The sequence below is a fragment of the Aeromonas sp. Y293-4 genome (assembly GCF_027705905.1).
Taxonomy (GTDB): domain Bacteria; phylum Pseudomonadota; class Gammaproteobacteria; order Enterobacterales; family Aeromonadaceae; genus Aeromonas; species Aeromonas veronii.
Genome location: NZ_JAPDCI010000017.1, coordinates 95,347 through 118,806, shown reverse-complemented (window position 1 = coordinate 118,806; position 23,460 = coordinate 95,347). Strand labels below are relative to the sequence as shown.

The window sequence follows — 23,460 nt, the reverse complement described above, 5'->3', positions numbered from 1 at the left end:
GAGGAGTTCACCTTGTTTGACCGCCACCTGATCCCCGTGATCCGCAGCCCCCTCAGCCAGCTTGCCAAGCCGCTCTGCCGCGCCGGGATCAGCGCCAATCAGGTGAGCCTCACCGGCTTTGCTATTGGCATGCTGGCGCTGCCGCTGCTGGCCTTTGGTTGCTATCAATGGGCGCTCGCGGCGATCCTGCTCAACCGCTTGCTGGACGGGCTCGATGGCGCAGTGGCGCGGGAAACCGGCATCACCGACTGCGGCGGCTTTCTCGACATCACGCTCGACTTTATTTTCTACGCCGCCGTGGTACTAGGCTTTGCCCTCGCCGCCCCCGCCAATGCACTGCCCGCCGCCACCCTGCTGTTTGCCTTTATGGGCACAGGGTCGAGCTTTCTGGCGTTTGCCATCATGGCGGGCAAGCGGGGGATCGACAATCCGGTCTACCACCACAAGTCCCTCTACTATCTGGGCGGCCTCACCGAGGGGAGCGAGACCATAGCTCTCTTTGTGCTGATGTGTCTGTGGCCCGCCGCCTTCGCCCCGCTCGCCTACGGCTTTGCGCTGCTCTGCGCCATCACCACCCTGACCCGGCTCTGGAGCGGTTACCACACCCTGCGTCACCCACCGCGCTAAACAGTGCAGCCCTCACCTAAGGGCTAATCTATCGCACGATGAATTGGTGGCCAACGAGGCGCACGGAACACTTGCACGGGGATGACAATGTTTTACCATGACGACACTTTTGTCAGTCTCTTTGAGAACCCTATGCGTCGCCTTGCCTCTCTTCTCACTCTGTCGTTATTCCCCCTGCTCGGTGGCTGCAGCAGCGCCCCGGCCCCCAAGCCCGTGGTCAAGCCTCAACCCAACAGTGCCTTTATCAATCAGGCGCCATCGAGCAAACCCGTTTACACACAAGGGGTTAGCAAGGGGGATTTCGCCAATCGCCCCAATGTGGACAGATTCGTCCAGAAGATGGTCGAGCAGCATGGCTTCGACAACGCCCAGTTGCATCAGCTGCTGGCACAGGCAGAGCGCTACGACTGGATCATCCGCCTGATGGATGCCCAGGCGCCGACCACCGCCAAGCCCACCGGCCCGACCGGCGCCTGGAACCGCTATCGCGCCAAGTTCATCACCCCGGATAACGTGCAAAACGGCGTCAACTTCTGGCGTGAATACGCAAGCGAGCTGAACCGGGCGGAGCAGATCTACGGGGTACCGCCGGAGATCATCGTCGGCATTATCGGGGTGGAGACCCGCTGGGGCCGGGTGATGGGCAAGACCCGCATTCTGGATGCGCTGGCCACCCTGGCGTTTGATTATCCGCGCCGCGCCGAGTTCTTCACCAGCGAGCTGGAAGCCTTCCTGGTGATGACCCGCGATGAAGGGATGGATCCTGCAGAACCCAAGGGCTCCTACGCCGGGGCCATGGGCTATGGCCAGTTCATGCCCTCCAGCTTCCAGCGCTATGCGGTGGACTTTGACGGCAACGGCCACACCAATTTGTGGGATCCGGTGGATGCCATCGGCAGCGTTGCCAACTACTTCAAGGCCCACGGCTGGGAGAAAGGGCAGCCGGTGGCGGTGCGCGGTCAGGGCCAACTGCCCGGCTACGAGCATGGCTTCCAGACCCGCTACCCGGTCGCCACTCTGCGCCGCGCAGGGCTCACCCCCACCAGCAGCTTGGGCAATCACAGCGAGTCGAGCCTGCTGCGCCTCGATGTGGGCACCGGCTACCAATACTGGTACGGCCTGCCCAACTTCTACACCATCACCCGCTACAACCACAGCACCCACTACGCCATGGCGGTGTGGCAGCTGGGTCTGGCGGTGAAGGCGGCACGCTGACAACTCGCTGGTATAAAACAGACAATTAAAAAGGAGCCATTATGGCTCCTTTTTTATATCCAACGTTCAACCCCATCAGGGGCTCAAGGATGACTACCTGATTTAGACGCCTGCCTTGGCCAGCGCCGCAGAGACGATCTGCTGGGCTTCTTGCTGGATCAGATCCAGGTGCGCCTCGCCCTTGAAGCTCTCCATGTAGATCTTGTAGATGGACTCGGTGCCGGAGGGGCGCGCCGCGAACCAGCCGTTCTCGGTCACCACCTTCAGGCCACCGATGGCTGCATCGTTGCCCGGCGCCTTGGTCAGCTTGGCGATAATGGGCTCACCGGCCAGGGTAGAGGCTTCGACCAGTGCCGGATCCAGCTTGGAGAGCACCGCTTTCTGGGCGCTGTTGGCCGGGGCGTCGATACGGCGATAGCTGGAGCGGCCAAACTTGGTTTCCAGTGCGTCGTAGTGGGCCTGCGGATCCTTGCCGGTAACCGCCAGAATTTCGGCCGCCAGCAGCGCCAGAATGAAGCCATCCTTGTCGGTGGTCCAGACGGTGCCGTCTTTGCGCAGGAAGGAGGCGCCCGCGCTCTCTTCGCCGCCAAAGCCGAACTCGCCGCTATAGAGGCCATCCACGAACCACTTGAAGCCGACCGGCACCTCTTTCAGGGTGCGGCCAATCTCGCCGGCAACCCGGTCGATCATCGAAGAGGAGACCAGCGTCTTGCCGACAGCCGCATCGGCAGCCCAGCCGGTGCGATGGGTAAACAGATACTGGATTGCCACCGCCAGATAGTGGTTCGGGTTCATCAGGCCGGACTTGGTAACGATGCCGTGACGGTCATAGTCAGGGTCATTGCCAAGGGCGATGTCGAACTTGTCTTTGAGGGCAATCAGGCTCGCCATGGCGAACGGGCTGGAGCAGTCCATCCGGATCTTGCCGTCTTTATCCAGGGTCATGAAGGAGAAGGTCGGGTCGACCTTGTAGTTCACCACCTCGATATTCAGGCCATAGGTCTTGGCGATAACGTCCCAATAGGCGACGCCGGAGCCACCCAGCGGATCGACACCGATCTTGATGCCAGCGTTCTTGATGGCATCCATGTCCAGCACGTTCTTCAGATCATCCACATAAGGGGTTACATAGTCGTGCTCGACCACGAACGGGCTCTTGAGCGCTTCGGCGAACGGCATCCGTTTCACACCGGCCAGACCCGCTTCCAGAATGGCGTTGGCACGGTCCTCCACCCACTTGGTGATCTCTCCTTCGGCGGGGCCACCGTGAGGCGGGTTGTACTTGAAGCCACCATCTTCCGGCGGGTTGTGGGACGGGGTGATCACCACCCCGTCAGCGCGCGCAGCCGGTTTGCCTGCATTGTGGCGCAGGATGGCGTGAGAGATGACCGGGGTCGGGGTAAAGCCCATACCGGCTTGAATGCGAGTTTCAACGCCGTTGGCCGCCAGCACTTCGACTGCGCTGGCAAAGGCGGATTCGGACAGGGCATGGGTATCCATGCCGACAAACAGCGGGCCAGTGATACCGGCCTGCCGGCGATATTCCACCAGCGCTTGGGTCACCGCCAGAATATGGGATTCGGTAAAGGCGTTGTGCAAGGCACTGCCACGGTGGCCGGAGGTACCGAAGGCAACCCGCTGCTCGGGGCGGCTCATGTCCGGCTTGTTGAGGTAGTAGGCACTGACCAGACGGGGGATGTTGGTCAGGTCGCTTAAACGAGCCGGCTGACCGGCGTGGGAATGCTGAGCCATGGCGTTTTCCTTGCGTAATGGCGGCCTTGCCGGGCAAGGCCTGAGTCTTGATAAACCGTTAAATGGCGCCACACACCTGCGCGATCACCTCTTCGCCATAGCCCATGCTGGCCATCAGCTGGGCCACCATATTCTGCTTGCGGCTGGTGTTGGTGTTGGTGATCACCCAGAACGGGGTGTCCGGTACCGGCTTGGGCTTGGTGGTGCTACCACTGGCACGCAGAGCCTCGGGATCCCGTGAGAAATAGACGCGCTTGCGTCCCTTGATTTCGGTGGCCTGGGTAAACCCGACCGGATCGTCCCGGTAGAGGGTACTGAGCACCTGCATGAAGCGGTTGATGGACTTCTCTTCTTTTTGCAGCTCACCGGAATCGAGCAGGGCTTGCAGCCCTTGCCGGGTGGCTACCGCACTGGGCTGCACGACGGCAACGGGCTCGGCAACCGGCACACGTTCGTGAGCAGGCTGTTCCAGCAGACGGCGCAGGATATCGGAGGCACTCTCACCAATGTGCCGGGTCTGGCTGGCGATATAGAAGTAGAGATCGTCATCAAGCTCGATGGTTTTCATAGGGATGCGCTGGACTCGTCGAAATTCGGATGCGGCGATTATACATAGGCAAACCCGACAGCCCAAGCAAGGGGCTGGCAGATGTACATGAATCTCATCGAGAATACGGCATAATAGCGGGCCAAGTGTGTGATCAGCCGCACTGATAGCCGATCCGGACGGGATTTTTTAGAAAAAAAACCACATGAATTTCCTATCCGTTGGACGAAATCCTTTTCTTTCCAGTGCGTTAAATAAAACAGCGATACGCACCCACGACCGACAAGGTGTCATTTTGCAACAAAACAGCATATTGAACTTCAAGGAGCAGGGTCAGGGCCCGGCGGTCATTCTGATCCACGGCCTGTTTGGCAGCCTCGATAACCTCGGCCTGCTGGCCCGTGCTCTCTGCGAGCAATACCGGGTTATCAGCGTCGATCTGCGTAACCACGGCGCCTCCTTTCATGGCAGCGAGATGAGCTATCCGGCGCAGGCGGCCGATATTCTGACCCTGATGGATCGGCTGAATATTGCCGACGCCACCCTGATTGGCCACTCGATGGGGGGCAAAGTGGCGATGCAGGTCGCCAAGCTGGCGCCAGCACGTGTAAGCCGTCTAGTCGTCGCCGATATGGCACCGGTCGCCTATCCCCACTCCCGCCACCAGAATGTGTTCGCCGGACTCAACGCCACACTGCACACGCCGCCGCAAAGCCGCAGCGAAGCGGAAGCCATGTTGGCCGAACATATCGAGATCGCCGGGGTACGCCAGTTCCTGCTCAAATCCTTCGCCAGAGGCGAGCATGGCTGGGGTTGGCGCTTCAATGTGCCGGCGCTTGAGCAAAACTACGCCGACATCATGGGCTGGCCAGAGGATGATCGCCGCTTCGAGGGGCCGGTGCTCTTTATCAAGGGGGGGGATTCTGACTATATGCAGCCGCAATACAGCGAGGCGGCACTGGCCCAATTCCCGGCGGCAAAGGTGCGTGTCATCGCGGGTACCGGCCACTGGCTGCATGCGGAAAAACCGGCTCTGTTCAACAAATTGGTTGTGGATTTCCTGTCGACAGGCGGTTAACAGTTTCAAATCCTTTGTGATATAGTGCGCCCGTCATAAGGAGTGTGCGCAATCCATGCTAAGTGAACATATCGACCTGATCGAAAGTTTGGGCCTCAAGTTATTCTTTGTGGCCATTTTCATATTGATTGGCCTGGCCATTCAGGACGTGCTCAAGCGCGGCAACGTGCCCCGTTTCGGTCGTTTTATCGTCTGGTTGGTACTGTTTCTGGGTTGTGCGGGTTTTGTCGCCAAGGGGCTGATCGAACTGGGCTGGGAAGGCTCAGGACTCGGCTAACTTATTTTCATCTGTGATGTATGGCCAAACAGCAAACTGATCGAACAACACTGGATCTGTTCGCAAATGAGAAGCGCCCCGGCAGGCCAAAGACCAATCCACTCCCCCGCGAGACCCAGCTCAAGATCAACAAGCGTAACCAGCTTAAGCGCGATCGGGAAAATGGGCTGAAGCGGGTAGAGTTAAAGGTGGAGGCCGAGTTGCTGGAGCGCCTGAACCAACTTGCGTTACAACAGAACATCAGCCGAGCCGAGCTGATCCAATCTATCCTGAAACAACAGATTGAGTCCGCCTTTGCGGTGGACATTGCAGTCTGAGCGTTGAGCATTAACACCAAATACGGGTAACTAAACACTATGGCAAGTGTAGGTCTGTTTTTTGGCAGCGATACCGGTAACACCGAAGCTGTCGCCAAGATGATCCAGAAAGAGCTGGGCAAAAACCTGATTGAAGTCCGTGACATCGCCAAGAGCAGCAAGGCCGACATCGAGAGCTTTGATCTGCTGATGTTCGGCATCCCGACTTGGTACTACGGCGAAGCCCAGGCCGACTGGGACGACTTCTTCCCCGATCTGGGCGAAATCGACTTCACCAACAAGCTGGTCGCCATCTTCGGTTGCGGTGATCAGGAAGACTATTCCGAGTACTTCCTCGACGCCATGGGCACCCTGCGTGACATCGTCGAAGCAAAAGGCGCCATCATCATCGGTCACTGGCCGACTGCCGGCTACGAGTTCGAAGCCTCCAAGGCACTGGTCGATGACAAGCACTTTGTCGGTCTGGGTATCGATGAAGATCGCCAGCCGGAGCTGACTGCTGAGCGCGTCAAGGGCTGGTGCAAGCAGCTGCACGAAGAGATGTGCCTGGGCGAGCTGGAGTAATCCACCTCCCCCTCATACCTCTGACAACAAGGGCCCCGACGGGGCCCTTGTTGTATCTGCTTGTTGCGATGCCTGCCTTTATTCTTCCCTGTTATTCACCTCTGTGCTCCGGTTTGGCCCGCACATAGAGGGTGCGATTGACCTGCGCCACCAGCTCGCCGCTCTTGTCTTGCACCGTCACCTCGAATTCGGGGAAGTGCTTGTTGCCACCTTCGGTCGCCGCCACGATTTCGGCCAGCTTGCCCTCGGTCAGGTTGAACTCGGCCACCAGCTTGCCCTTGCCCGGCTTGATGTAGTTGATGCTGCCCGCCTTGTCCCAGACGTAGTAGCGATTCTTGAAGTAGCCCATCAGCATCAGTGGATAGATGGGGTCTGTCATGGCAAACATGCTGCCGCCAAACTGGGTGCGGTTGGCATTCTTGTTCCACCAGCGGGATTTCAGGGTCACCCGGCAATAACGAAAGTCATCGCTCAGGGTCTCTATCTTGATACCGGCACCCCAGAAAGGGGGCCAGGCGTTGAGTGCGCGGCGCACCCAGGCCGCATTGTCAAAAAGCCAATCCATGGATCTCATCCGACCAGAAATATGAAAGTTACATCTTATCAACATCTGCCATGCCAGCAAGTCGGACGACACGATTGATTATTTCAATCCAACCGGCCATTTATGACTAAACCCCTTGAATTGCTGGGTTTATTTTTAGGGAGGCTACGACCTATAATGACAGGCCAAGCGAGTTCAAGGTTGCCATTCCTGCGGCAGTCCATCAGAATAACCCCACCTTCGAGAATGCGAATAAGTAGAATATGGCAGACAACAACCAAGCGTTAAAAAAGGCCGGGCTCAAGATCACCTTGCCCCGGGTCAAAATCCTGGAAATCCTGCAACAGCCGGACTGCCAGCACACCAGCGCCGAGGATCTCTATAAACGACTGATCGACCTGGGTGAAGAGATTGGTCTCGCTACCGTCTATCGCGTTCTCAACCAGTTTGATGATGCCGGTATCGTTACCCGTCACCACTTCGAAGGTGGCAAGTCGGTATTCGAGCTGGCCACTCAGGAGCACCACGACCACCTGGTTTGCCTCGACTGCGGCAAGGTGATCGAGTTCTCCGACGAAGTGATCGAACAGCGTCAGCGCGAGATCGCCAAGAAATTCAATATCCGTCTCACCAACCACAGCCTCTACCTCTACGGTCATTGTGCTACCGGTGAGTGCAAGCACGACGAATAAGTCGCCCGCGACTTGCAGATAACGGACAATAAAAAAAGCCAGCATCAGCTGGCTTTTTTATTGTCCGGCGCAGGCCGCTGGCAGCACACAGGGCAGGGTTTCCCCTGCCCCATCGGCTTAGCCTTCTACCTTGCCCCAGGAGTCGCGCAGGGCAACGGTGCGGTTAAACACCAGATGCTCCGGGCTGGAGAGCTTGTTGTCGGCGCAGAAGTAACCTTCACGCTCGAACTGGTAAGCCTGCTCCGGCTTGGCGTCCTTCAGGGAAGCCTCGACACGGGCCCCCTCGATGATCACCAGAGATTCCGGGTTCAGCGCAGCTTCGAAGTCATCCTCGGCGCCCGGGTTCGGCACCTTGAACAGACGGTCGTAGAGACGCACTTCCGCTGGCAGGGAGTGGGTGGCGCTGACCCAGTGGATCACCCCTTTCACCTTGCGGCCATCGGCCGGATCCTTGCCCAGAGTCTCGGGATCGTAGGAGCAGTAGATGCAGGTGACTTTGCCATCGGCATCTTTCTCGATGCGCTCGGCCTTGATCACATAGGCATTGCGCAGACGCACTTCCTTGCCCAGCACCAGACGCTTGAACTGCTTGTTCGCCTCTTCTTTGAAGTCCGCTTCGTCGATGAAGATTTCACGGGTAAAGTTCAGCTCGCGGGTCCCCATCTCGGCATTGCTCGGGTGGGCCGGGGCAGTCAGCACTTCATCGGCAGCCAGGTTCTCGATGACCACTTTCACCGGATGCAGCACGGCCATGGCGCGCGGGGCATGCTCGTTGAGGTCTTCGCGGATGCAGGCTTCCAGCATGCTCATCTCGACGATGTTGTCCTGCTTGGTGACGCCGATGCGTTTGCAGAACTCGCGAATGGAGGCCGGAGTGTAACCACGACGACGCAGACCGGAGACGGTCAGCATACGCGGGTCATCCCAACCATCGACGTGCTTCTCGGTCACCAGCAGGTTCAGCTTGCGCTTGGACATGACAGTGTATTCGAGGTTCAGACGAGAGAACTCGTACTGACGGGGGTGGCAGTCGATGGTGATGTTATCCAGCACCCAGTCGTACAGACGACGGTTGTCCTGGAACTCCAGGGTGCAGATGGAGTGGGTGATCCCTTCCAGCGCGTCCGAGATGCAGTGGGTGAAGTCATACATCGGGTAGATGCACCACTTGTCACCGGTCTGGTGGTGGTGGGCAAACTTGATGCGGTAGATAACCGGATCACGCATCACCATGAAGGGGGATGCCATGTCGATCTTGGCGCGCAGGCAGGCGGTGCCTTCGGCGAACTCGCCATTCTTCATCTTGGCAAACAGCGCCAGGTTCTCTTCCACGCTGCGATCGCGGAACGGGCTGTTCTTGCCAGCTTCAGTCAGAGTGCCACGGTACTCGCGCATCTGCTCGGGCGTCAGCTCGTCCACATAGGCCAGACCCTTTTCAATCAGCTCGATGGCGTAGCCGTGCAGCTTGTCGAAATAGTCGGAGGAGTAGCAGATCTCGCCGTTCCACTGGAAGCCGAGCCACTGTACGTCCTGCTTGATGGACTCTACGTACTCGATATCTTCCTTCACCGGGTTGGTGTCATCGAAACGCAGGTTGCACTGGCCCTGATAGTCGCGGGCGATGCCGAAGTTCAGGCAGATGGATTTGGCGTGGCCGATATGGAGATAACCGTTCGGCTCGGGCGGAAAACGGGTATGCACGCTGCTGTGCTTACCGCTGGCCAGATCTTCATCAATGATCTGACGAATAAAGTTAGTTGGGCTGTTCGCCTGACTCATGGCTCACCTCAAAAAAGCGTCACTGGCGGAAGTTGTGCCGGCTGGCACCCTCATCCCCCCGCCGTCAAGCCGGGTATGATCCCTTATTACGGGCGCTGTCTCAACCTGAATTTGGCACTTCCGGGCCATTTCCCGGCCATTGCGCCACTAAAAACGGCGTGGCTTGGCACATTGCACACCAAATGCATAAAAAAGCCCCGCACTAGGCGGGGCTGAAAGTGATGAAAAACACAAAACAGACAATTACACACAACAAAGGCTCACACGCACAGTCAACCTTTCCCAAACCCGATGCGCCATCGCCCTTGGGAAAGGCGGGTCTTGCGACCCACCTCATGTTAACGGTTGACTGCTATCAGTTCAGTTCGGTGACACGGCTGGTGCGCTTGCCATTGAAGCTGGTGGTACGCAGGTAGACCTTGCCATTCACGCTCGGCTTGGCCGCGGCGTCATAGGCACTCCAGTTGGTACCGTCCAGGCTGTACTGGATGGGCAGACCCGGCAGATCCACGTTCGCTTCCAGCACACCGTTCACTACCTTGGCACCCGGTACGGAGAGGCGGTATTCAACACCGGCCTGATCCAGTTTCGGCAGCACGCGCTGACCCAATACGTTGGCAAACTGGTTCCACTCTTTGTTGAGGGTGGCCTTGTTGACGAACTTGGTCTCGCCGGAGAACTCGCGACCCTTCACATAGTTCAGCTCGAAGCCACCTTTGTGCCAGGCACGCTCGGCCACGGAGAAGATACGCGGGTAGACCATGTACTCATACTGAGCATCGGTACGCACGGTTTCACTCCACTGCTGACCGGAGATCCCCTTGAACTTGACCGGATCCTGGTCACCTTTGGCCACGAAGGCGTTGCCGTCGCGGTCAACCGAGGTCTCGGCGTTCTGTGGCAGGTTTTCCGGGGCGAAGGCAAACACCTTGCGCGTGTCGTTGAAACGGGTTGCCCAGTAGTAGCCACGCTCGGCCGGGTGTACTTCGTTCGGGAAGTCGAAGTAGAGGTAATCCGGGTTGGACAGCACCACTTGGTAACCCTTGTGGGCCCACTTCATCGCTTCGTTGAAGCCACCCCAGTAGAGGGTTTCCCAGAAGTTGACACGGGTGTTGTCGGTGGCGAAGTCCTTGGCACCGCTGGCGTACTTCAGGCCATCTTCCCACGCCTGCAGGGTAGAGAAGCCGCGGTCTTTGACCATCTGGCCCACTTCCTTGGCGAAGTAAACCGGCAGCTCGCCCACTTCCTTGATCTTGCCTTCGTCGATCATCTTCTGGCACATCGGGGACTTGCCAAACGGCTTGTCCTGCTTGCTGGAGTCGACGTTACCTTTCCAGGCGACCAGCTCTTCTTTCTTGGTAACGGCCGGATCCTGATAGCCACCGCCCTGCATGATGTTCTTCGCCTCATCACCACCGTAATGCCATGCGGTCAGCGGCTGACCGGCGGCCTGGTGCATCTGGGCAACTTCATCCATTACCTTGGCCACGAAGGTGGCAGCACCCGGCTGGCAAGGGTTGATGAAGGACATCTTGTCGTAGAACTGGACCGAGGTGACGTTGGAGGTGTCAGCCGGATCAGTCAGACGGAACTAGTTGGCTTCCGCTTCTTTGCCTTCCGCCATCAGACGCTTGTAGCGCGCTTCCATGGAGATCACGGCAGCACGAGCGTGGGCCGGCATGTTGATCTCGGGGATCACGGTCACACCGCGGGCCTTGGCATAACGCACCAGATCCACGTAGTCAGACTTGCTGTAGAAACCGGAACCCTGGTTGTCGCTGGTCGGGCCGGAACCCAGTTGCGGCATCAGGCACTTGGTTTCGGACTCGTCGTGGCAACGCTGGCTACCGACCTGAGTCAGCTCCGGCAGACCCGGGATCTCCAGACGCCAGCCTTCATCGTTGGTCAGGCCAAGGTGCAGCACGTTGAGCTTCATGGCAGACATCTGGTCAACCAGCTTCTTCATGGTATCCAGACTGCGGAAGTGACGGGCCACGTCGGTCTGCATGCCACGGTATTCAAAGCGCGGCGCATCCTCGACGGTCATCGGGCTCACCAGCTTGTCATCAACACCCAGCAGGGAGATCAGGGATTGTGCACCCCAGAATGCCCCGTCGATGTCGCGACCCTGGATCACGGTGCCCTTCTGACCGATGGTCATGTCATAGCCTTCAGCCTGCTTGAGCTTGCTGCCGAGCTTGATGGTCACCGGGTAGCCGGTGTCGGAGAGGGTAACACCCAGCTTGGTCAGTTGAGCCTTCAGGGCCTCGGCGCGATCGCTCGGCAAGTCCAGGGCATTGAGTTTGATGGTAGAGAAGTCAACCTGCGGGCCAGCTTTGACTACCTGCTTCATCGGGGTCGGCAGGATCTGGTTGTCAATCTTGCCAGCCGGCAGCAGGGTGCTGGTCTGGTTGGCCGCGAAGCGGGTCTCGCTGTTCATCAGGATGTTCTTGTCATCCTTGGTACGCTTCCAGCCATCGGCCGGCATCGGCTTCTCGTAGGTGCTGGCATCATTGATGTTGCTCATGCTGGCCAGTACTTTCGGCTCGGCACCTTCGCTGGCGACATACCAGTTCGGCATGATGTCAGATTCGAACAGTACCCAGTATTCCACCACCAGCGGCACTTCGACCGTGGCATCCTTGGCAAAGCCCTGGAACTTCTCGGTTGGCGTCAAACGATAGAGATCGCCGGTCAGGTGAGTGATGGTGAACTGGTCGTTATCCACACGCTGGATACGACGAATGGAAGAGACGTAGATGCTCCAGTCTTTGGAGGTGACGTCCGCACCGGTATTGGTCAGGTGCAGCTTGGCAACGCCACAGCTCGCCCACTCGGAACCGAGCGCCTGGCAATCGAGGCCGGCACCGGCGCCGTCGTTGGTGACCACTTCATACTTGACCACCAGGTTGTTGGCGAGGGAGTCGACCACAGCCTGCTTGGCGGCATCGGCTGCCTGGACCTGGCTGACAAAAACGGTAGACATGGCAATGGCTAACAGAGAATGTTTCAAGTTCATAACTGCTGCTCTCATTTGAAGTAAAGGTTGGATTTTCTTGGCTTTTTTATATGGGGCCCCTGAGCGGGGCCCTTAGTTATGTCAACAATGGACTTAGACTTGAGGTGAGCGAGTCGCTCGATTAACGCAGGGCTTTCATCTCACCGGCGATGATTTCGGCCAATGGACCCAGAATCACCTGCAGGTTCTGCTCACCGAGTTTGACCACACCGGCCGCACCCAGGGCTTTCAGCTTGCGCTCATCGACGATGCTGCGGTCTTTCAGAGTCAGACGCAGACGGGTGATGCAGGCATCGATGGAGACCAGGTTCTCTTGACCACCCAGCACTTCCAGGTATTGCTTGGCCAGCTCGGTACGGTTGGTAGATTGAGCGGCAGCCGGAGCAGTATCTTCGTCATCTTCACGACCCGGGGTTTTCAGGTTCAGCTTGGCAATCACTACGCGGAACACGGTGTAGTAGAGGCCGAAGAAGACCAGACCCTGAGGGATCAGCATGTACCAGTTGGTCGCCAGCGGGTTACGGCTGGAGAGCACCATATCCACCAGACCGGCACTGAAACCGAAACCGGCCATCCACTGCATGGAGGCAGCGATGAACACGGAGATACCGGTCAGCACAGCGTGAATGACATACAGTACCGGCGCCACGAACATGAAGGAGAACTCGAGCGGCTCGGTTACACCGGTGAAGAAGGAGGCAAAGGCAGCTGCGATCATGATAGAGGCAACTTTCTCTTTGTTCTCTTTCTTGGCGGAGTGGTAGATGGCCAGAGCGGCACCCGGCAGACCGAACATCATGATGGGGAAGAAGCCAGCCTGGTACATACCGACCACACCTTTCACCTGCTCCAGGCTCTTGCCAGCGGCCAGAGCGGCATCGATGGTAGCCTGACCACCCAGGAAGTTCGGGATGTCGTTGATACCGGCCACGTTGAACCAGAACACGGAGTTCAGGGCGTGGTGCAGACCGATCGGGATCAGCAGACGGTTGAAGAAGGCGTAGATACCGGCACCGGTAGAACCCAGGCTCACGATGGACTCACCGAAGGAGACCAGACCACCGTAGATTGCCGGCCATACGGCCATCAGGATGAAAGATACGACGATCATCACTACGGAGGTTACGATCGGTACCAGACGACGACCGGAGAAGAAGGAGAGTGCCTTGTGCAGCTCGACGCTGCTGAAGCGGTTGTACAGCTCAGCGGCGATAACACCACACAGGATACCCACGAACTGGTTGCTGATCTTGGCAAACGCGGCAGGAACCTGCTCCACCGGGATGCTCTTGATCTGGGCCACAGCGCCCGGGCTCAGCAGGGTGGTAACGACCAGGAAGCCGACCAAACCTGCCAGAGCAGCAGAACCGTCTTTATCCTTGGACATACCGTAAGCGACACCGACTGCGAACAGTACGGACATGTTATCGATAATGGCTGCGCCCGCTTTAATCAGGAAGGCAGCCAGCGCACTGTCACCACCCCAACCATTCGGGTCAATCCAGTAGCCAACCCCCATCAGGATCGCTGCGGCAGGCAATACCGCTACCGGCACCATCAGGGCACGGCCGATCTTTTGCAAATAACCGAGAATGTTCACGGTTCCTCTCCTTAGTTAATGTTTTTCTAGAAATTAAGTGCTTATCACGTTTGACGCATAAGCCATCAAGGCTTGATTGGCAGTCTAGGGCTTTTATTTCGCTGCGCAAATTAATAAACCGATAATCGTGATCGTTATCACCCAAACAAGATAAAGGTGGTGGATAGATGTGGCTTAGTTCGCAATCTTTATTTACGCTATAAAACAACTTGAATCCGTCTTAGCCAATTGCCACCGCCAAACCGGTCGCAACCCGACACAGAGGTATCCCATATGCGCCTGATCCCGTTGAAATCTGCCAGCCAAGTAGGCCTGTGGTCTGCTCGTTACATCGTTGACCGCATCAACGCGTTCAAGCCGACCAGCGATCGCCCTTTCGTACTGGGCCTGCCCACCGGTGGCACCCCGCTCAACACCTACAAGCGCCTGATCGAGTTGCACAAAGCCGGTGAAGTGAGCTTCCAGAATGTGGTCACCTTCAACATGGACGAGTACGTTGGCCTGCCGGAAGATCACCCGGAGAGCTACCACAGCTTCATGCACAACAACTTCTTCAGCCACATCGACATTCGTCCCGAGAACATCAACATCCTCAACGGCAATGCCGAGGATCTGGTGGCCGAGTGCAAGCGCTACGAAGACAAAATCAAGTCCTACGGCAAGATCCACCTGTTCATGGGTGGCGTGGGTAACGACGGCCACATCGCGTTCAACGAACCGGCCTCTTCCCTCTCCTCCCGCACCCGGGTCAAGACCCTGACCGAAGACACCCGCATCGCCAACTCCCGCTTCTTCGGTGGCGACATGGAGCAGGTGCCCAAGCTGGCCCTGACCGTGGGTGTCGGCACCCTGATGGATGCGGAAGAGATCATGATCCTGGTCACCGGTCACGGCAAGGCACTGGCCCTGCAGGCCGCCGTGGAAGGCAGCGTCAACCACATGTGGACCATCTCCACCCTGCAACTGCATCCGAAGGGAATGATGGTGTGCGACGAGCCCTCCACCATGGAGCTCAAGGTCAAGACCGTTCGCTACTTCCAGCAACTGGAAGCCGCCAACATCGGCCGTCTGTAAGGAGTCGCCATGTACGCATTGACCAACTGTACCCTCTACACCGGCAGCTGCGTGCTGACCGGCTACGGGGTGCTTATCGAGGGCGACAAGATTGTCGCCATCTCTCACCTGGCCGAACTGCCTGCAGGCATCGAGCAAATTGACCTCAAAGGCGCCAACCTGACCGCCGGTTTTATCGATGTGCAGCTCAACGGCTGCGGCGGGGTGATGTTCAACACCGACATCACGGTCGAGACCCTGGCAACCATGCAGGCGGCCAACCTCAAATCCGGTACCACCAGCTTCCTGCCGACCCTGATCACCAGTCCGGATGCCGACATGAAGCAGGCCGTTGCGGTGACCCGTGACTACATGGCTGCACACCCCAACGAGGTGCTGGGCGTCCATCTGGAAGGGCCTTATACCAACCTCAAGCGCAAGGGGATCCACCCTGCCGCGCAAATTCGTCAGCCAGCGGACGAGATGATCGACTTCTTCTGCGCCAACGCGGATGCCATCACCAAGATCACCCTGGCACCGGAACGCAACGAGCCGGCCCATATCCGCCGTCTGGTGGAAGCGGGCATTCTGGTCTCGGCCGGTCACACTGCCGCCAGTTACGATCAGGCCATGGCCGGGTTTGATAACGGTATTCGCTTTGCGACCCACCTCTACAACGCCATGACGCCGACCCTCAACGGTCGCGAGCCGGGCGTCGTGGGCGCCATCTACGATCGCAAGGATGTCTATGCGGGCATCATCGTCGATGGCCACCACGTGCACTGGGCCAACGTGCGTCTGGCTCACAAGGCGCTGGGGGAGCGACTGGTGCTGGTCACCGATGCCACCGCGGCAGCCGGAGCGCCGGAAGGCTTTGAGAAATTTGATTTTTGTGGCACCACCGTCTTTTTACGCGATGGTCAGTGTGTCGACGAGAATGGTACACTCGGCGGTTCCTCCCTCACCATGATTGAGGGGGTGGAAAATCTGGTCAAGCAGGTCGGATTACCGCTCGATGAAGCACTGAGAATGGCCAGCCTCTACCCCGCTCGCGCCATTGGATGGGACTCACGTCTCGGTAGTATCCAGGTCGGTAAAGTAGCCAACCTCACTGTCTTCGATCAGGACTTCACGGTCCGTGGGACCGTGGTTAACGGACACTACACACAACAGTGACATCATGACTGGCGGACAAATAGCAAACGTAGATCTTATCAAGCAGGTCAACAGTGCAGCCGTGTATCGGCTCATCGACCTGCAAGGCCCCATCTCCCGGGTCAAGATTGCCGAGTTGAGTCAGCTGGCCCCGGCCAGCGTGACCAAAATAACCCGGCAACTGATCGAGCATGGCCTGATCAAGGAGACCTCTCCGCAAGCCTCAACCGGCGGGCGGCGTGCCATCTCCCTGACCACCATCAAACATCGCTTTCAGTTTGTCTCTGCCAAGCTGGGCCGCGGCTACCTGCAACTGAGTCTCTATGACCTCGATGGCAAGGAGCTCGACCAGCACGTCATTCAGGTGACCGAGATCGACCAGCAACCCGTGGTCGACATGCTGCTGCGTGAGATTGGCGCCTTTATCGATGCCAACCGCGAACGTTGTCGCAACCTCATCAGCATCGCGCTGACCATGCCGGGTCTGGTCAACCCGGAATCCGGCATGGTCATCTACACCCCCAAGTACCACATCCGCAATCTGGGACTGGCGAAGCTGCTTGAGAACCACTTCAACCTCCCCTGCTACGTGGGCAACGACACCCGCTCGCTGGCGTTAGCCGAACACTTCTTCGGCGAGTCCCGCGACTGCATGGACTCCATTCTGGTGAGCGTCCACCAGGGGACGGGCTCGGGGATCATCACCAAGGGTCAGGTGTTCCTCGGCCAGAACCGCAACGTCGGCGAGATCGGCCATATCCAGGTCGAGCCGCTCGGCAAGCGCTGTCACTGTGGCAACTTCGGCTGCCTCGAAACCATCGCCTCCAACGAAGCGATCATCGACAAGGTGAAGGAGCTCATCAGCCGCGGTCATCAGAGCGCGCTGCAGGAGAAGCACATCACCATTCAGGAGGTGTGCAAGGCGGCGCTGGCGGGCGATGAACTGGCCCGCAGCGTCATCGAGAACGTGGGTGAGCATCTGGGACGGGCGGTGGCTATTACGGTCAACCTGTTCAACCCGCAGAAGGTGCTGATCGCCGGTGAAATCACCGCCGCCGAAGAGATCCTCTTCCCGGCCATCCGTCGCTGCGTCGAGCATCAATCCCTGCCGAGCTTCCACCGTGGCCTGCCCATCGTGAAAGCCCGCTTCCAGAACCAGCCGACCTATGGCGGCTTTGCACTGGTCAAGCGCGCCCTGCTGGAGGGAGATCTGCTGCAGATCATCATGGAGCAGAAGTAAGACACTGATCTTGCGAGATAACCAAACGGCAGCCACTGGCTGCCGTTTTCTATTGTGTGCTTGCTGGCGATTTAGCCCGCACGACATGGCTTGAACAGATCCAGCTTGTTGTCGTAAACACTCGTCTGCACATCCATGATCCCCAGCATGGAGTGAAAGAGGTTGTCATGGGAGAAGCGCTGGCTGCTCGCCTCCGCCGCCAGGCAACCCATATCAAGCTGGCGATCGGCCTGTAACTGAGGCGAGAACCAGGTCAGCAGCGGCACCCGTGTCTGATCATCCGGCGCAAACTTGTATGGCGTGCCATGCAGATAGAGCCCCATGGCCCCGAGGGATTCACCGTGATCGGAGAGATAGACCAGTCCCACATCATACTGGCTCTCCAGCGACTTGAGCTTGTCGATCAGCAGCCCCACCACTTTGTCGGTGTAGCGGATGGTGTTGTCATAGGTATTGACCAGCTCTTCGTTGCTGCAGTTTTCAATGTCGCTGCGCGGGCAGTCCGGCATAAAGACGCGCTCGCTGGCAGGGTAACGACGGAAATAGGTCGGGCCATGGCTGCCCATCAGGTGAAAAGCCACCAGCTTGTTGCCCTTCATCTCGACAATCTGCTGATCCAGCCCCTCCAGCAGCACCTCGTCATAGCAAGACTCCCCCTGACAGAGCGCAGGATAGGACTTGGGAAGGATCTCGATGGTCGGCACATTGCGGCACACCCCTTTGCAGCCGCCATCGTTCTCTTTCCACAATACCGAGACTCCGGCATGTTGCAGCACATCGAGCAGGCCGTCACGGGAGCTGGCAAGCTGGTCATCGTAGCCACGGCGCGTGAGGTTGGAGAACATGCAGGGCACCGAAACGGCGGTTGCTGTACCGCAGGAGCGCACATCCCTGAACGACACCACTCCCTGCTCTTTTGCCGTAAAGCTGTTGGTCGCCTTGCCATACCCGTTAAGGGAGTAGTTCTGGCTGCGCGCCGTCTCCCCCACCACCAGGAACATCAAAGTCGGCTTGCTTCCCCGGGCCACCACCCTGGCATCGGTCCCCAGATGCTGGTAGGGGAGCGGCGTGGCAAACAGCACATCCCGCCCATATTTGTAGAGGCCGTGCACATAGTTGGCAGGCACAATCTCTTTGGCCAGCGACTTGTTGTTGCGACCGACCGAGGCGTAATCCTGATAGTAAAGTGCCGCGACGCCCCCGATAAACAGCAGAGAGATAGCCAATACACCTGCCCGCAACGCCAACCCCTGATACCAGCGAGCCGGATAGCGGATCCGCAGTGACCAGAGCACCAGAACAGGCAGCAGCCCGGTCAGCAGAAACCAGAGCGCAACCGAGCCATTCAAATAGGCCCCCGCCTCACCACTGTTGGTCTCCACTATGTTCTGGATCATGCCGGCATCGAAGATGACGCCGTATTTGAGCATGGCGTAACTTACGATGGAGCCAGTCAGAATGAGCACAGTAAAAAAGGGCTTGAGCACAAACCGGAACGTGAAGGGAATAAACACGGCATTGAGCGCCGCGATCAGCACCAGCGGGATCGAGATGGCAAATCCGGCTTTGACATGGGTCAGGGCGCTGAGCACCGTATAGAAATGCAAAAAGATTGGCCAGTTCAGTACCAGGGCGAAAAAGAGCACCAGCAACAGATTGGTTTGCAGTACACCGAGAGTTACACGCATAAACAACTCCTACATACCGGCCTGCAGTGCAGCGGGCCGGCCAAGCCAACAAAAACGACGGGGCCAGCGTAGGAAGTAAAACTTAAGCGCGAATTAAGAAGAGAAGCACGGCGCTCGTGCGCCCCATCACAGCACGGGGTGCTCCGCTGCCCCGAAATGGATTTTTAGTTGTCTATCCATCGGATTTTGCTAGCTTGTTGAGTAGGCATTCATGAAATGCAGGTTAACCGATGGCACTGATCCAAGCCTCGATAGAGCAATTGAGAGTAGGCCACTATATCCATCTCCCCACGGGATGGACTAACCACCCGTTTATGTTCAATACCTTCAAGATCAAGGATCAGCAGCAACTCGACATTCTCCGTCATCTTGATCTCACCCTGCTGATGGTCGACCCCGACAAGAGCGATCTGCCTATCGAGCCACTGTTGCGTGGCGATATCCCCGATGCCGGGCCCGATCTCGAAGAGCTGGAGTCCCTGATTGATGCCGGCCCGCCCCCCTTTGACGAAAAGGCCTTTCGCCGCTCCATGCGCGCCGCCGACAAGGCCTTTGGCCAATCCATGAGCGAGCTACGCGATGCGCTCGGGGCACTCAACCTCAAACCGGATGAAGGGCTGGCCAACACCGCACAGATCGTCCGCAATGCCGCCTTCACCCTCAGTCAGCACGAGGGCCCCCTCGGGCTCCACCTGATCCGCAGTCCCCACACCGATGTCCTGCTGCAGCACAGTCTCAATGTGGCTTTCATTGCCATGTTGATGGCGCGCGAACTGGGGATGAATCCCATCGAGCTGGAAGAGACCGGGCTTGCGGGACTTATCCACGACATCGGCGAACTGAAAATTCCCAGCCAGATCACCCAAAAGCGTGGTGAGCTAAACAAGGCCGAGCAGAACTTCCTCAAGATGCATCCCCAGTACGGATTTGACATGCTGAACCAACTCAATGCCTTTGAGCCCAAAATTCGTCAGGTAGCCCATCTGCACCACGAACGGCTCGACGGTAGCGGTTATCCGCTGGGGATCAAGGGGGGGGAGATCCCGCCGCTGGCGCGGCTGATCGGACTGGTCGACTTCTACGACGAGCTGCTTCATCCCCGCAACAGCGGCACGCCGGCGGCACCGAGTCAGGCCATCAGCCAGCTCTACAAGTTATCCCAGAAGAAGTTCGACCAGAATCTGGTCAAGTTGCTGGTCAAGGTGCTGGGGGTCTACCCGCCGGGATCCCTGGTGAAACTCTCCGACGAGAGCATTGCGCTGGTACTCTCTACCGAACCCACCATGCCCCTCAAGCCGAAGATCCTGCCCTATATCAAGGCCCAGCGGCCGGAAGCGGTCGCCATGATCGATCTGCGGGAAGATGAACGCACCATCAGTGCCTTTATCAAACAGGAGGAGCTGGATGAGGGACAGCGGCAGTTCTTCAATCTGACCCGCCGCTTCTGTTACTACTTTGCATTCTGAGTTATCCCCAGAAGCTGGGGATAACTCATTGGACAAACCGGAATAATTGCACGAATCCCCACCAACAGGTTGCCATCTGATCATGTATAAAAAACGCCCAGCCAGGGGGGCCGGGCGGAGCATGCCACTTCCATGTGGCGTATCCGACGGATACATTCATGCTCTATCCATCAATAGCAATCTGTCGCCTCTTACACAAATATCAATTTAACATGCTGATTTAATGTAGTTTTATCCATTTGTTCTGGCAAACTGGCGGTCCGTTGCGACCCGCAGGGCCAACCGAACAAGATCTTGATCACACTTATTCACGGGCTGGTTGTTTTTTAGGCTGGCTGATGAGGCGCGTTTTTTATGCAGTTGGTTCTCTCTTTGTTACAGCAGATGAGCGTCAGCCTGGTGATCGCCTATCTCTTCTCGAAAAGCCCGCTGCTTCGCCCGCTTGCCAACTATTCAGTGAGGATTCCTCACAAGGTACTGATATACATAATATTTTCATGTTTTTGCATCCTCGGAACCTATGTGGGCCTCGATATCGACGATGCCATCGCCAACACCCGGGCGGTCGGCGCCGTCTTGGGGGGATTATTGGGGGGACCGCTGGTGGGCTTTCTGGTGGGGCTGACCGGCGGTCTGCACCGCTATACGCTGGGGGGATTTACCGATCTCGCCTGCGCCATCTCCACCACCTGCGAGGGGTTGCTCGGGGGCATAGTGCACTGGCGACTGATGCGCTCGGGGCGAACGGATGCCCTGTTTGAACCACGCATCGCCTTCTTTACCACTCTCTATGCCGAGATCATGCAGATGGTCATCATCCTGCTGGTGGCGACCCCGTTCGACAAATCCCTGCTGTTGGTACGCACCATCGCCACCCCGATGATTCTGGCCAACTCCTGTGGCGCGGCGCTCTTTATCAGCATGATCCGCGACCAGCAGCGGATGTATGAGAAGTTCTCCCGGGTCTTCTCCGCCAAGGCGCTCAATATCGCCAACCGTACAGTGGGGATCATGAGTCAGGGCTTTACCCCACAGGCAAGCAACAAGATTGCCCGCATCATTCAGGAGGAGACCGGCGTTGGGGCGGTCGCCATCACGGACACCGAGCAGATCCTCGCCTTTATCGGCACCGGCGAAGATCACCATCTGCCGGGCACCCCCATCGCGTCAGCCATCACCATGCAGGCCATCGCCCAGAACAAGGTGCTGTTTGCCGATGGCAACAGCCAGCCCTATCGGTGCAGCCTCTCCTCCGCCTGCCAGCTGGGCTCGGTGCTGGTGATCCCGCTGCAGGGGGACAAGGGGGTGATCGGCACCATCAAGCTCTACGAGCCGAAGAAGCGGCTGTTTCTCAAGATCAACCACACCCTGGGGGAAGGGATTGCCAACCTGCTGTCACAGCAGTTGCTGGCCGGTCGGCTGGAGCAGCATCAGCGGCTGCTGGTGCAGTCCGAACTCAAGCTGATCCAAGCCCAGATCAACCCCCACTTTCTGTTCAACACCCTCAACACCATCAGTGCCATCACCCGGCGCGATCCGGACAAGGCGCGGGATCTGCTGCTGCATCTGTCGCTGTTCTTTCGCAAGAACCTCAAACGCCAGAGCGGCCTTGCGACTCTGCAGGAGGAGCAGGAGCACTGCCAATCCTATCTGGAGATCGAGCTGGCCCGTTTTGGCGATCGGCTGACGGTGATAAACGAGATCCCGCCCCATCTGGCCACACTGCGACTGCCCAGCTTCACCCTGCAACCGTTGATCGAGAATGCCATCAAGCACGGCATCTCGACTCTGCTGGAGCAGGGGCGTATTCGCCTCTGGACCGATGAGCATCCCACCAGCGTCACCATCCATGTGGAAGATAATGCAGGCACCTGGCAAGCACATCCCGCTGGCGACGGTCTGGGCATGACCATCGTAGACCGGCGACTGAAAAGCGCCTTTGGCGAGCGCTATGGCGTGACTATTGCGTGCGAGCCGGAACAGTGGACCCGGGTGTCGTTCACCATCCCCAAGGAGCAACCATGATCCGCACTCTGATAGTCGATGACGAACACTATGCCCGCGAAGAGCTGAGGCAGCAGCTGGCCTGCGATCCTGCCATCGAGATCGTGGGGGAAGCGGCCAACGCCATCGAGGCGCTGCCGCTTATTCAGCGCCTCAAGCCCGACGTGGTGTTCCTCGATATCCAGATGCCCAAGCTGAGCGGCATGGAGCTGGTCGCCATGCTCGACCCCCTGCCCCGCATCGTCTTTGTCACCGCCTTTGACGAATATGCCATTCAGGCCTTTGAAGAGAACGCCTTCGACTACCTGCTCAAGCCGGTGGAGCCCGCCCGGCTCGCCAAGACCCTCGCTCGCCTCAAGCAGGATATCTCCCCGCAGCCCATCGAGCGGCTGGCCCCGACTATCGAACATATTCCGGGCTATCTGCACAATCGGGTCAGGCTGCTGCCCATCGCGCAGGTGGAGTATGCCTTCTCCGATCTGGGCGGGGTCCATGTGGCCTGTCAGGGCGAGCTGTTCCACACCCAGCTCACCCTCAAATCGCTGGAAGAAAAGAGCCCGCTGCTGCGCTGCCACCGCCAGTATCTGGTCTCCCCCAACGCCATCTTCGAGATCCAGCTGCTGGATAACCAGCTGGCAGAGATTGTCACCCCGAGCGGCGCCCGGGTGCCGGTCAGTCGTCGCTATCTCAAGGAGCTCAAAGATCAGCTGGGGCTGGACTGAGCCGCGGAGTGTGCGCCTGATCACAGCCGCCGACCGCTCGGCGCGCCAAAGCGCCGCTCGGGGAATTTCACCTGCCAGTCAGGCGCAACCGTTTTAGACTCGCTCTGCACACTAAAAAATA

General features: G+C 58.2%; 19 protein-coding genes and 1 pseudogene. 13 read left to right on the top strand and 7 right to left on the bottom strand.

Annotated elements, in window-relative coordinates:
* Positions 1 to 12 precede the first annotated feature (12 nt).
* Together OKC31_RS17545 and mltB are read left to right on the top strand one after the other, a co-directional pair.
* Entirely contained in the window at positions 13 to 627 is a 615-nt protein-coding gene (locus tag OKC31_RS17545) for a CDP-alcohol phosphatidyltransferase family protein (RefSeq protein ID WP_042657097.1), read from the top strand.
* 132 nt (positions 628 to 759) lie between these two features.
* Entirely contained in the window at positions 760 to 1,842 is a 1,083-nt protein-coding gene (gene mltB, locus OKC31_RS17540) for a lytic murein transglycosylase B (protein ID WP_270657339.1), read from the top strand.
* Positions 1,843 to 1,944: 102 nt separating this feature from the next.
* Here the strand turns inward: mltB and pgm are convergent, their stop codons facing one another.
* Together pgm and seqA are read right to left on the bottom strand one after the other, a co-directional pair.
* Positions 1,945 to 3,594, bottom strand: a complete 1,650-nt coding sequence (gene pgm, locus OKC31_RS17535; protein WP_042657096.1) for a phosphoglucomutase (alpha-D-glucose-1,6-bisphosphate-dependent) — start codon at positions 3,592 to 3,594, stop codon at positions 1,945 to 1,947.
* Positions 3,595 to 3,652: 58 nt separating this feature from the next.
* Positions 3,653 to 4,162, bottom strand: coding sequence for a replication initiation negative regulator SeqA (gene seqA, locus OKC31_RS17530; RefSeq protein WP_042657095.1), 510 nt, complete (start codon positions 4,160 to 4,162; stop codon positions 3,653 to 3,655).
* 274 nt (positions 4,163 to 4,436) lie between these two features.
* On the opposite strand from seqA, the gene OKC31_RS17525 reads away from it, so the two are divergent.
* Genes OKC31_RS17525 through fldA form a run of 4 tightly spaced genes read left to right on the top strand, consistent with a single transcriptional unit; the run spans position 4,437 to position 6,377 of the window.
* Positions 4,437 to 5,219, top strand: a complete 783-nt coding sequence (locus OKC31_RS17525) for an alpha/beta fold hydrolase (protein ID WP_082034827.1) — start codon at positions 4,437 to 4,439, stop codon at positions 5,217 to 5,219.
* Positions 5,220 to 5,274: 55 nt separating this feature from the next.
* A complete protein-coding gene (locus OKC31_RS17520) occupies positions 5,275 to 5,496 on the top strand; it encodes a DUF2788 domain-containing protein (protein WP_005334296.1) in 222 nt (73 codons plus the stop codon).
* 20 nt (positions 5,497 to 5,516) lie between these two features.
* Positions 5,517 to 5,813: a LexA regulated protein gene (gene ybfE, locus OKC31_RS17515; RefSeq protein WP_005334297.1), complete on the top strand. Its 297-nt coding sequence runs from the start codon at positions 5,517 to 5,519 to the stop codon at positions 5,811 to 5,813.
* Between the two features lie 39 nt (positions 5,814 to 5,852).
* Entirely contained in the window at positions 5,853 to 6,377 is a 525-nt protein-coding gene (fldA, locus tag OKC31_RS17510) for a flavodoxin FldA (protein WP_005334298.1), read from the top strand.
* A 91-nt stretch (positions 6,378 to 6,468) separates the two neighbouring features.
* On the opposite strand, the gene OKC31_RS17505 is transcribed toward fldA, so the two are convergent.
* The gene (locus tag OKC31_RS17505) at positions 6,469 to 6,942 is read right to left on the bottom strand and encodes a DUF4442 domain-containing protein (protein ID WP_270657337.1); all 474 of its coding nucleotides are present in this window, start codon (positions 6,940 to 6,942) and stop codon (positions 6,469 to 6,471) included.
* Between the two features lie 242 nt (positions 6,943 to 7,184).
* Between OKC31_RS17505 and fur the strand changes: the two genes are divergently transcribed.
* On the top strand, positions 7,185 to 7,613 hold the full coding sequence (gene fur / locus OKC31_RS17500; RefSeq protein ID WP_005334301.1) for a ferric iron uptake transcriptional regulator: 429 nt from the start codon (positions 7,185 to 7,187) through the stop codon (positions 7,611 to 7,613).
* 117 nt (positions 7,614 to 7,730) lie between these two features.
* Here fur and glnS read toward each other — a convergent pair whose 3' ends face one another.
* From glnS to nagE, 3 genes and pseudogenes are all read right to left on the bottom strand, one after another.
* Positions 7,731 to 9,392 (bottom strand): glutamine--tRNA ligase, encoded by a 1,662-nt coding sequence (gene glnS, locus OKC31_RS17495; RefSeq protein ID WP_064336856.1) that lies wholly within the window; start codon positions 9,390 to 9,392, stop codon positions 7,731 to 7,733.
* A gap of 355 nt (positions 9,393 to 9,747) precedes the next feature.
* Positions 9,748 to 12,411: pseudogene (locus OKC31_RS17490) on the bottom strand (beta-N-acetylhexosaminidase).
* A gap of 121 nt (positions 12,412 to 12,532) precedes the next feature.
* The gene (gene nagE, locus OKC31_RS17485) at positions 12,533 to 14,011 is read right to left on the bottom strand and encodes an N-acetylglucosamine-specific PTS transporter subunit IIBC (protein ID WP_021231106.1); all 1,479 of its coding nucleotides are present in this window, start codon (positions 14,009 to 14,011) and stop codon (positions 12,533 to 12,535) included.
* 273 nt (positions 14,012 to 14,284) lie between these two features.
* Between nagE and nagB the strand changes: the two genes are divergently transcribed.
* Genes nagB through nagC form a run of 3 tightly spaced genes read left to right on the top strand, consistent with a single transcriptional unit; the run spans position 14,285 to position 17,459 of the window.
* A complete protein-coding gene (gene nagB / locus OKC31_RS17480) occupies positions 14,285 to 15,085 on the top strand; it encodes a glucosamine-6-phosphate deaminase (RefSeq protein ID WP_005334308.1) in 801 nt (266 codons plus the stop codon).
* 9 nt (positions 15,086 to 15,094) lie between these two features.
* Positions 15,095 to 16,240 carry an N-acetylglucosamine-6-phosphate deacetylase gene (gene nagA / locus OKC31_RS17475; protein ID WP_021231107.1) on the top strand — a complete coding sequence of 382 codons (1,146 nt, stop codon included), beginning with the start codon at positions 15,095 to 15,097 and terminating at the stop codon, positions 16,238 to 16,240.
* A gap of 4 nt (positions 16,241 to 16,244) precedes the next feature.
* Positions 16,245 to 17,459, top strand: coding sequence for a DNA-binding transcriptional regulator NagC (gene nagC / locus OKC31_RS17470; protein ID WP_257124651.1), 1,215 nt, complete (start codon positions 16,245 to 16,247; stop codon positions 17,457 to 17,459).
* Between the two features lie 71 nt (positions 17,460 to 17,530).
* Here the strand turns inward: nagC and OKC31_RS17465 are convergent, their stop codons facing one another.
* Positions 17,531 to 19,147 (bottom strand): phosphoethanolamine transferase, encoded by a 1,617-nt coding sequence (locus OKC31_RS17465; protein ID WP_194495954.1) that lies wholly within the window; start codon positions 19,145 to 19,147, stop codon positions 17,531 to 17,533.
* Positions 19,148 to 19,377: 230 nt separating this feature from the next.
* On the opposite strand from OKC31_RS17465, the gene OKC31_RS17460 reads away from it, so the two are divergent.
* The 3 genes from OKC31_RS17460 (at position 19,378) to btsR (ending at position 23,339) form a co-directional block, all read left to right on the top strand.
* Positions 19,378 to 20,613, top strand: coding sequence for an HD-GYP domain-containing protein (locus tag OKC31_RS17460; RefSeq protein WP_257124650.1), 1,236 nt, complete (start codon positions 19,378 to 19,380; stop codon positions 20,611 to 20,613).
* Positions 20,614 to 20,967: 354 nt separating this feature from the next.
* The gene (locus OKC31_RS17455; protein ID WP_216954170.1) at positions 20,968 to 22,638 is read left to right on the top strand and encodes a sensor histidine kinase; all 1,671 of its coding nucleotides are present in this window, start codon (positions 20,968 to 20,970) and stop codon (positions 22,636 to 22,638) included.
* A complete protein-coding gene (btsR, locus tag OKC31_RS17450) occupies positions 22,635 to 23,339 on the top strand; it encodes a two-component system response regulator BtsR (protein WP_216979111.1) in 705 nt (234 codons plus the stop codon). Before OKC31_RS17455 ends, btsR begins: the two co-directional genes overlap by 4 nt.
* Positions 23,340 to 23,460: the final 121 nt, after the last annotated feature.

Coding starts and splice junctions, on each gene's coding strand:
- mltB (WP_270657339.1), top strand. CDS start 760: ATGCGTCGCCTTGCCTCTCTTCTCACTCTGTCGTTATTCCCCCTGCTC.
- pgm (WP_042657096.1), bottom strand. CDS start 3,594: ATGGCTCAGCATTCCCACGCCGGTCAGCCGGCTCGTTTAAGCGACCTG.
- seqA (WP_042657095.1), bottom strand. CDS start 4,162: ATGAAAACCATCGAGCTTGATGACGATCTCTACTTCTATATCGCCAGC.
- OKC31_RS17520 (WP_005334296.1), top strand. CDS start 5,275: ATGCTAAGTGAACATATCGACCTGATCGAAAGTTTGGGCCTCAAGTTA.
- ybfE (WP_005334297.1), top strand. CDS start 5,517: ATGGCCAAACAGCAAACTGATCGAACAACACTGGATCTGTTCGCAAAT.
- fldA (WP_005334298.1), top strand. CDS start 5,853: ATGGCAAGTGTAGGTCTGTTTTTTGGCAGCGATACCGGTAACACCGAA.
- OKC31_RS17505 (WP_270657337.1), bottom strand. CDS start 6,942: ATGGATTGGCTTTTTGACAATGCGGCCTGGGTGCGCCGCGCACTCAAC.
- fur (WP_005334301.1), top strand. CDS start 7,185: ATGGCAGACAACAACCAAGCGTTAAAAAAGGCCGGGCTCAAGATCACC.
- glnS (WP_064336856.1), bottom strand. CDS start 9,392: ATGAGTCAGGCGAACAGCCCAACTAACTTTATTCGTCAGATCATTGAT.
- nagB (WP_005334308.1), top strand. CDS start 14,285: ATGCGCCTGATCCCGTTGAAATCTGCCAGCCAAGTAGGCCTGTGGTCT.
- nagA (WP_021231107.1), top strand. CDS start 15,095: ATGTACGCATTGACCAACTGTACCCTCTACACCGGCAGCTGCGTGCTG.
- nagC (WP_257124651.1), top strand. CDS start 16,245: ATGACTGGCGGACAAATAGCAAACGTAGATCTTATCAAGCAGGTCAAC.
- OKC31_RS17465 (WP_194495954.1), bottom strand. CDS start 19,147: ATGCGTGTAACTCTCGGTGTACTGCAAACCAATCTGTTGCTGGTGCTC.
- OKC31_RS17460 (WP_257124650.1), top strand. CDS start 19,378: ATGGCACTGATCCAAGCCTCGATAGAGCAATTGAGAGTAGGCCACTAT.
- OKC31_RS17455 (WP_216954170.1), top strand. CDS start 20,968: ATGCAGTTGGTTCTCTCTTTGTTACAGCAGATGAGCGTCAGCCTGGTG.
- btsR (WP_216979111.1), top strand. CDS start 22,635: ATGATCCGCACTCTGATAGTCGATGACGAACACTATGCCCGCGAAGAG.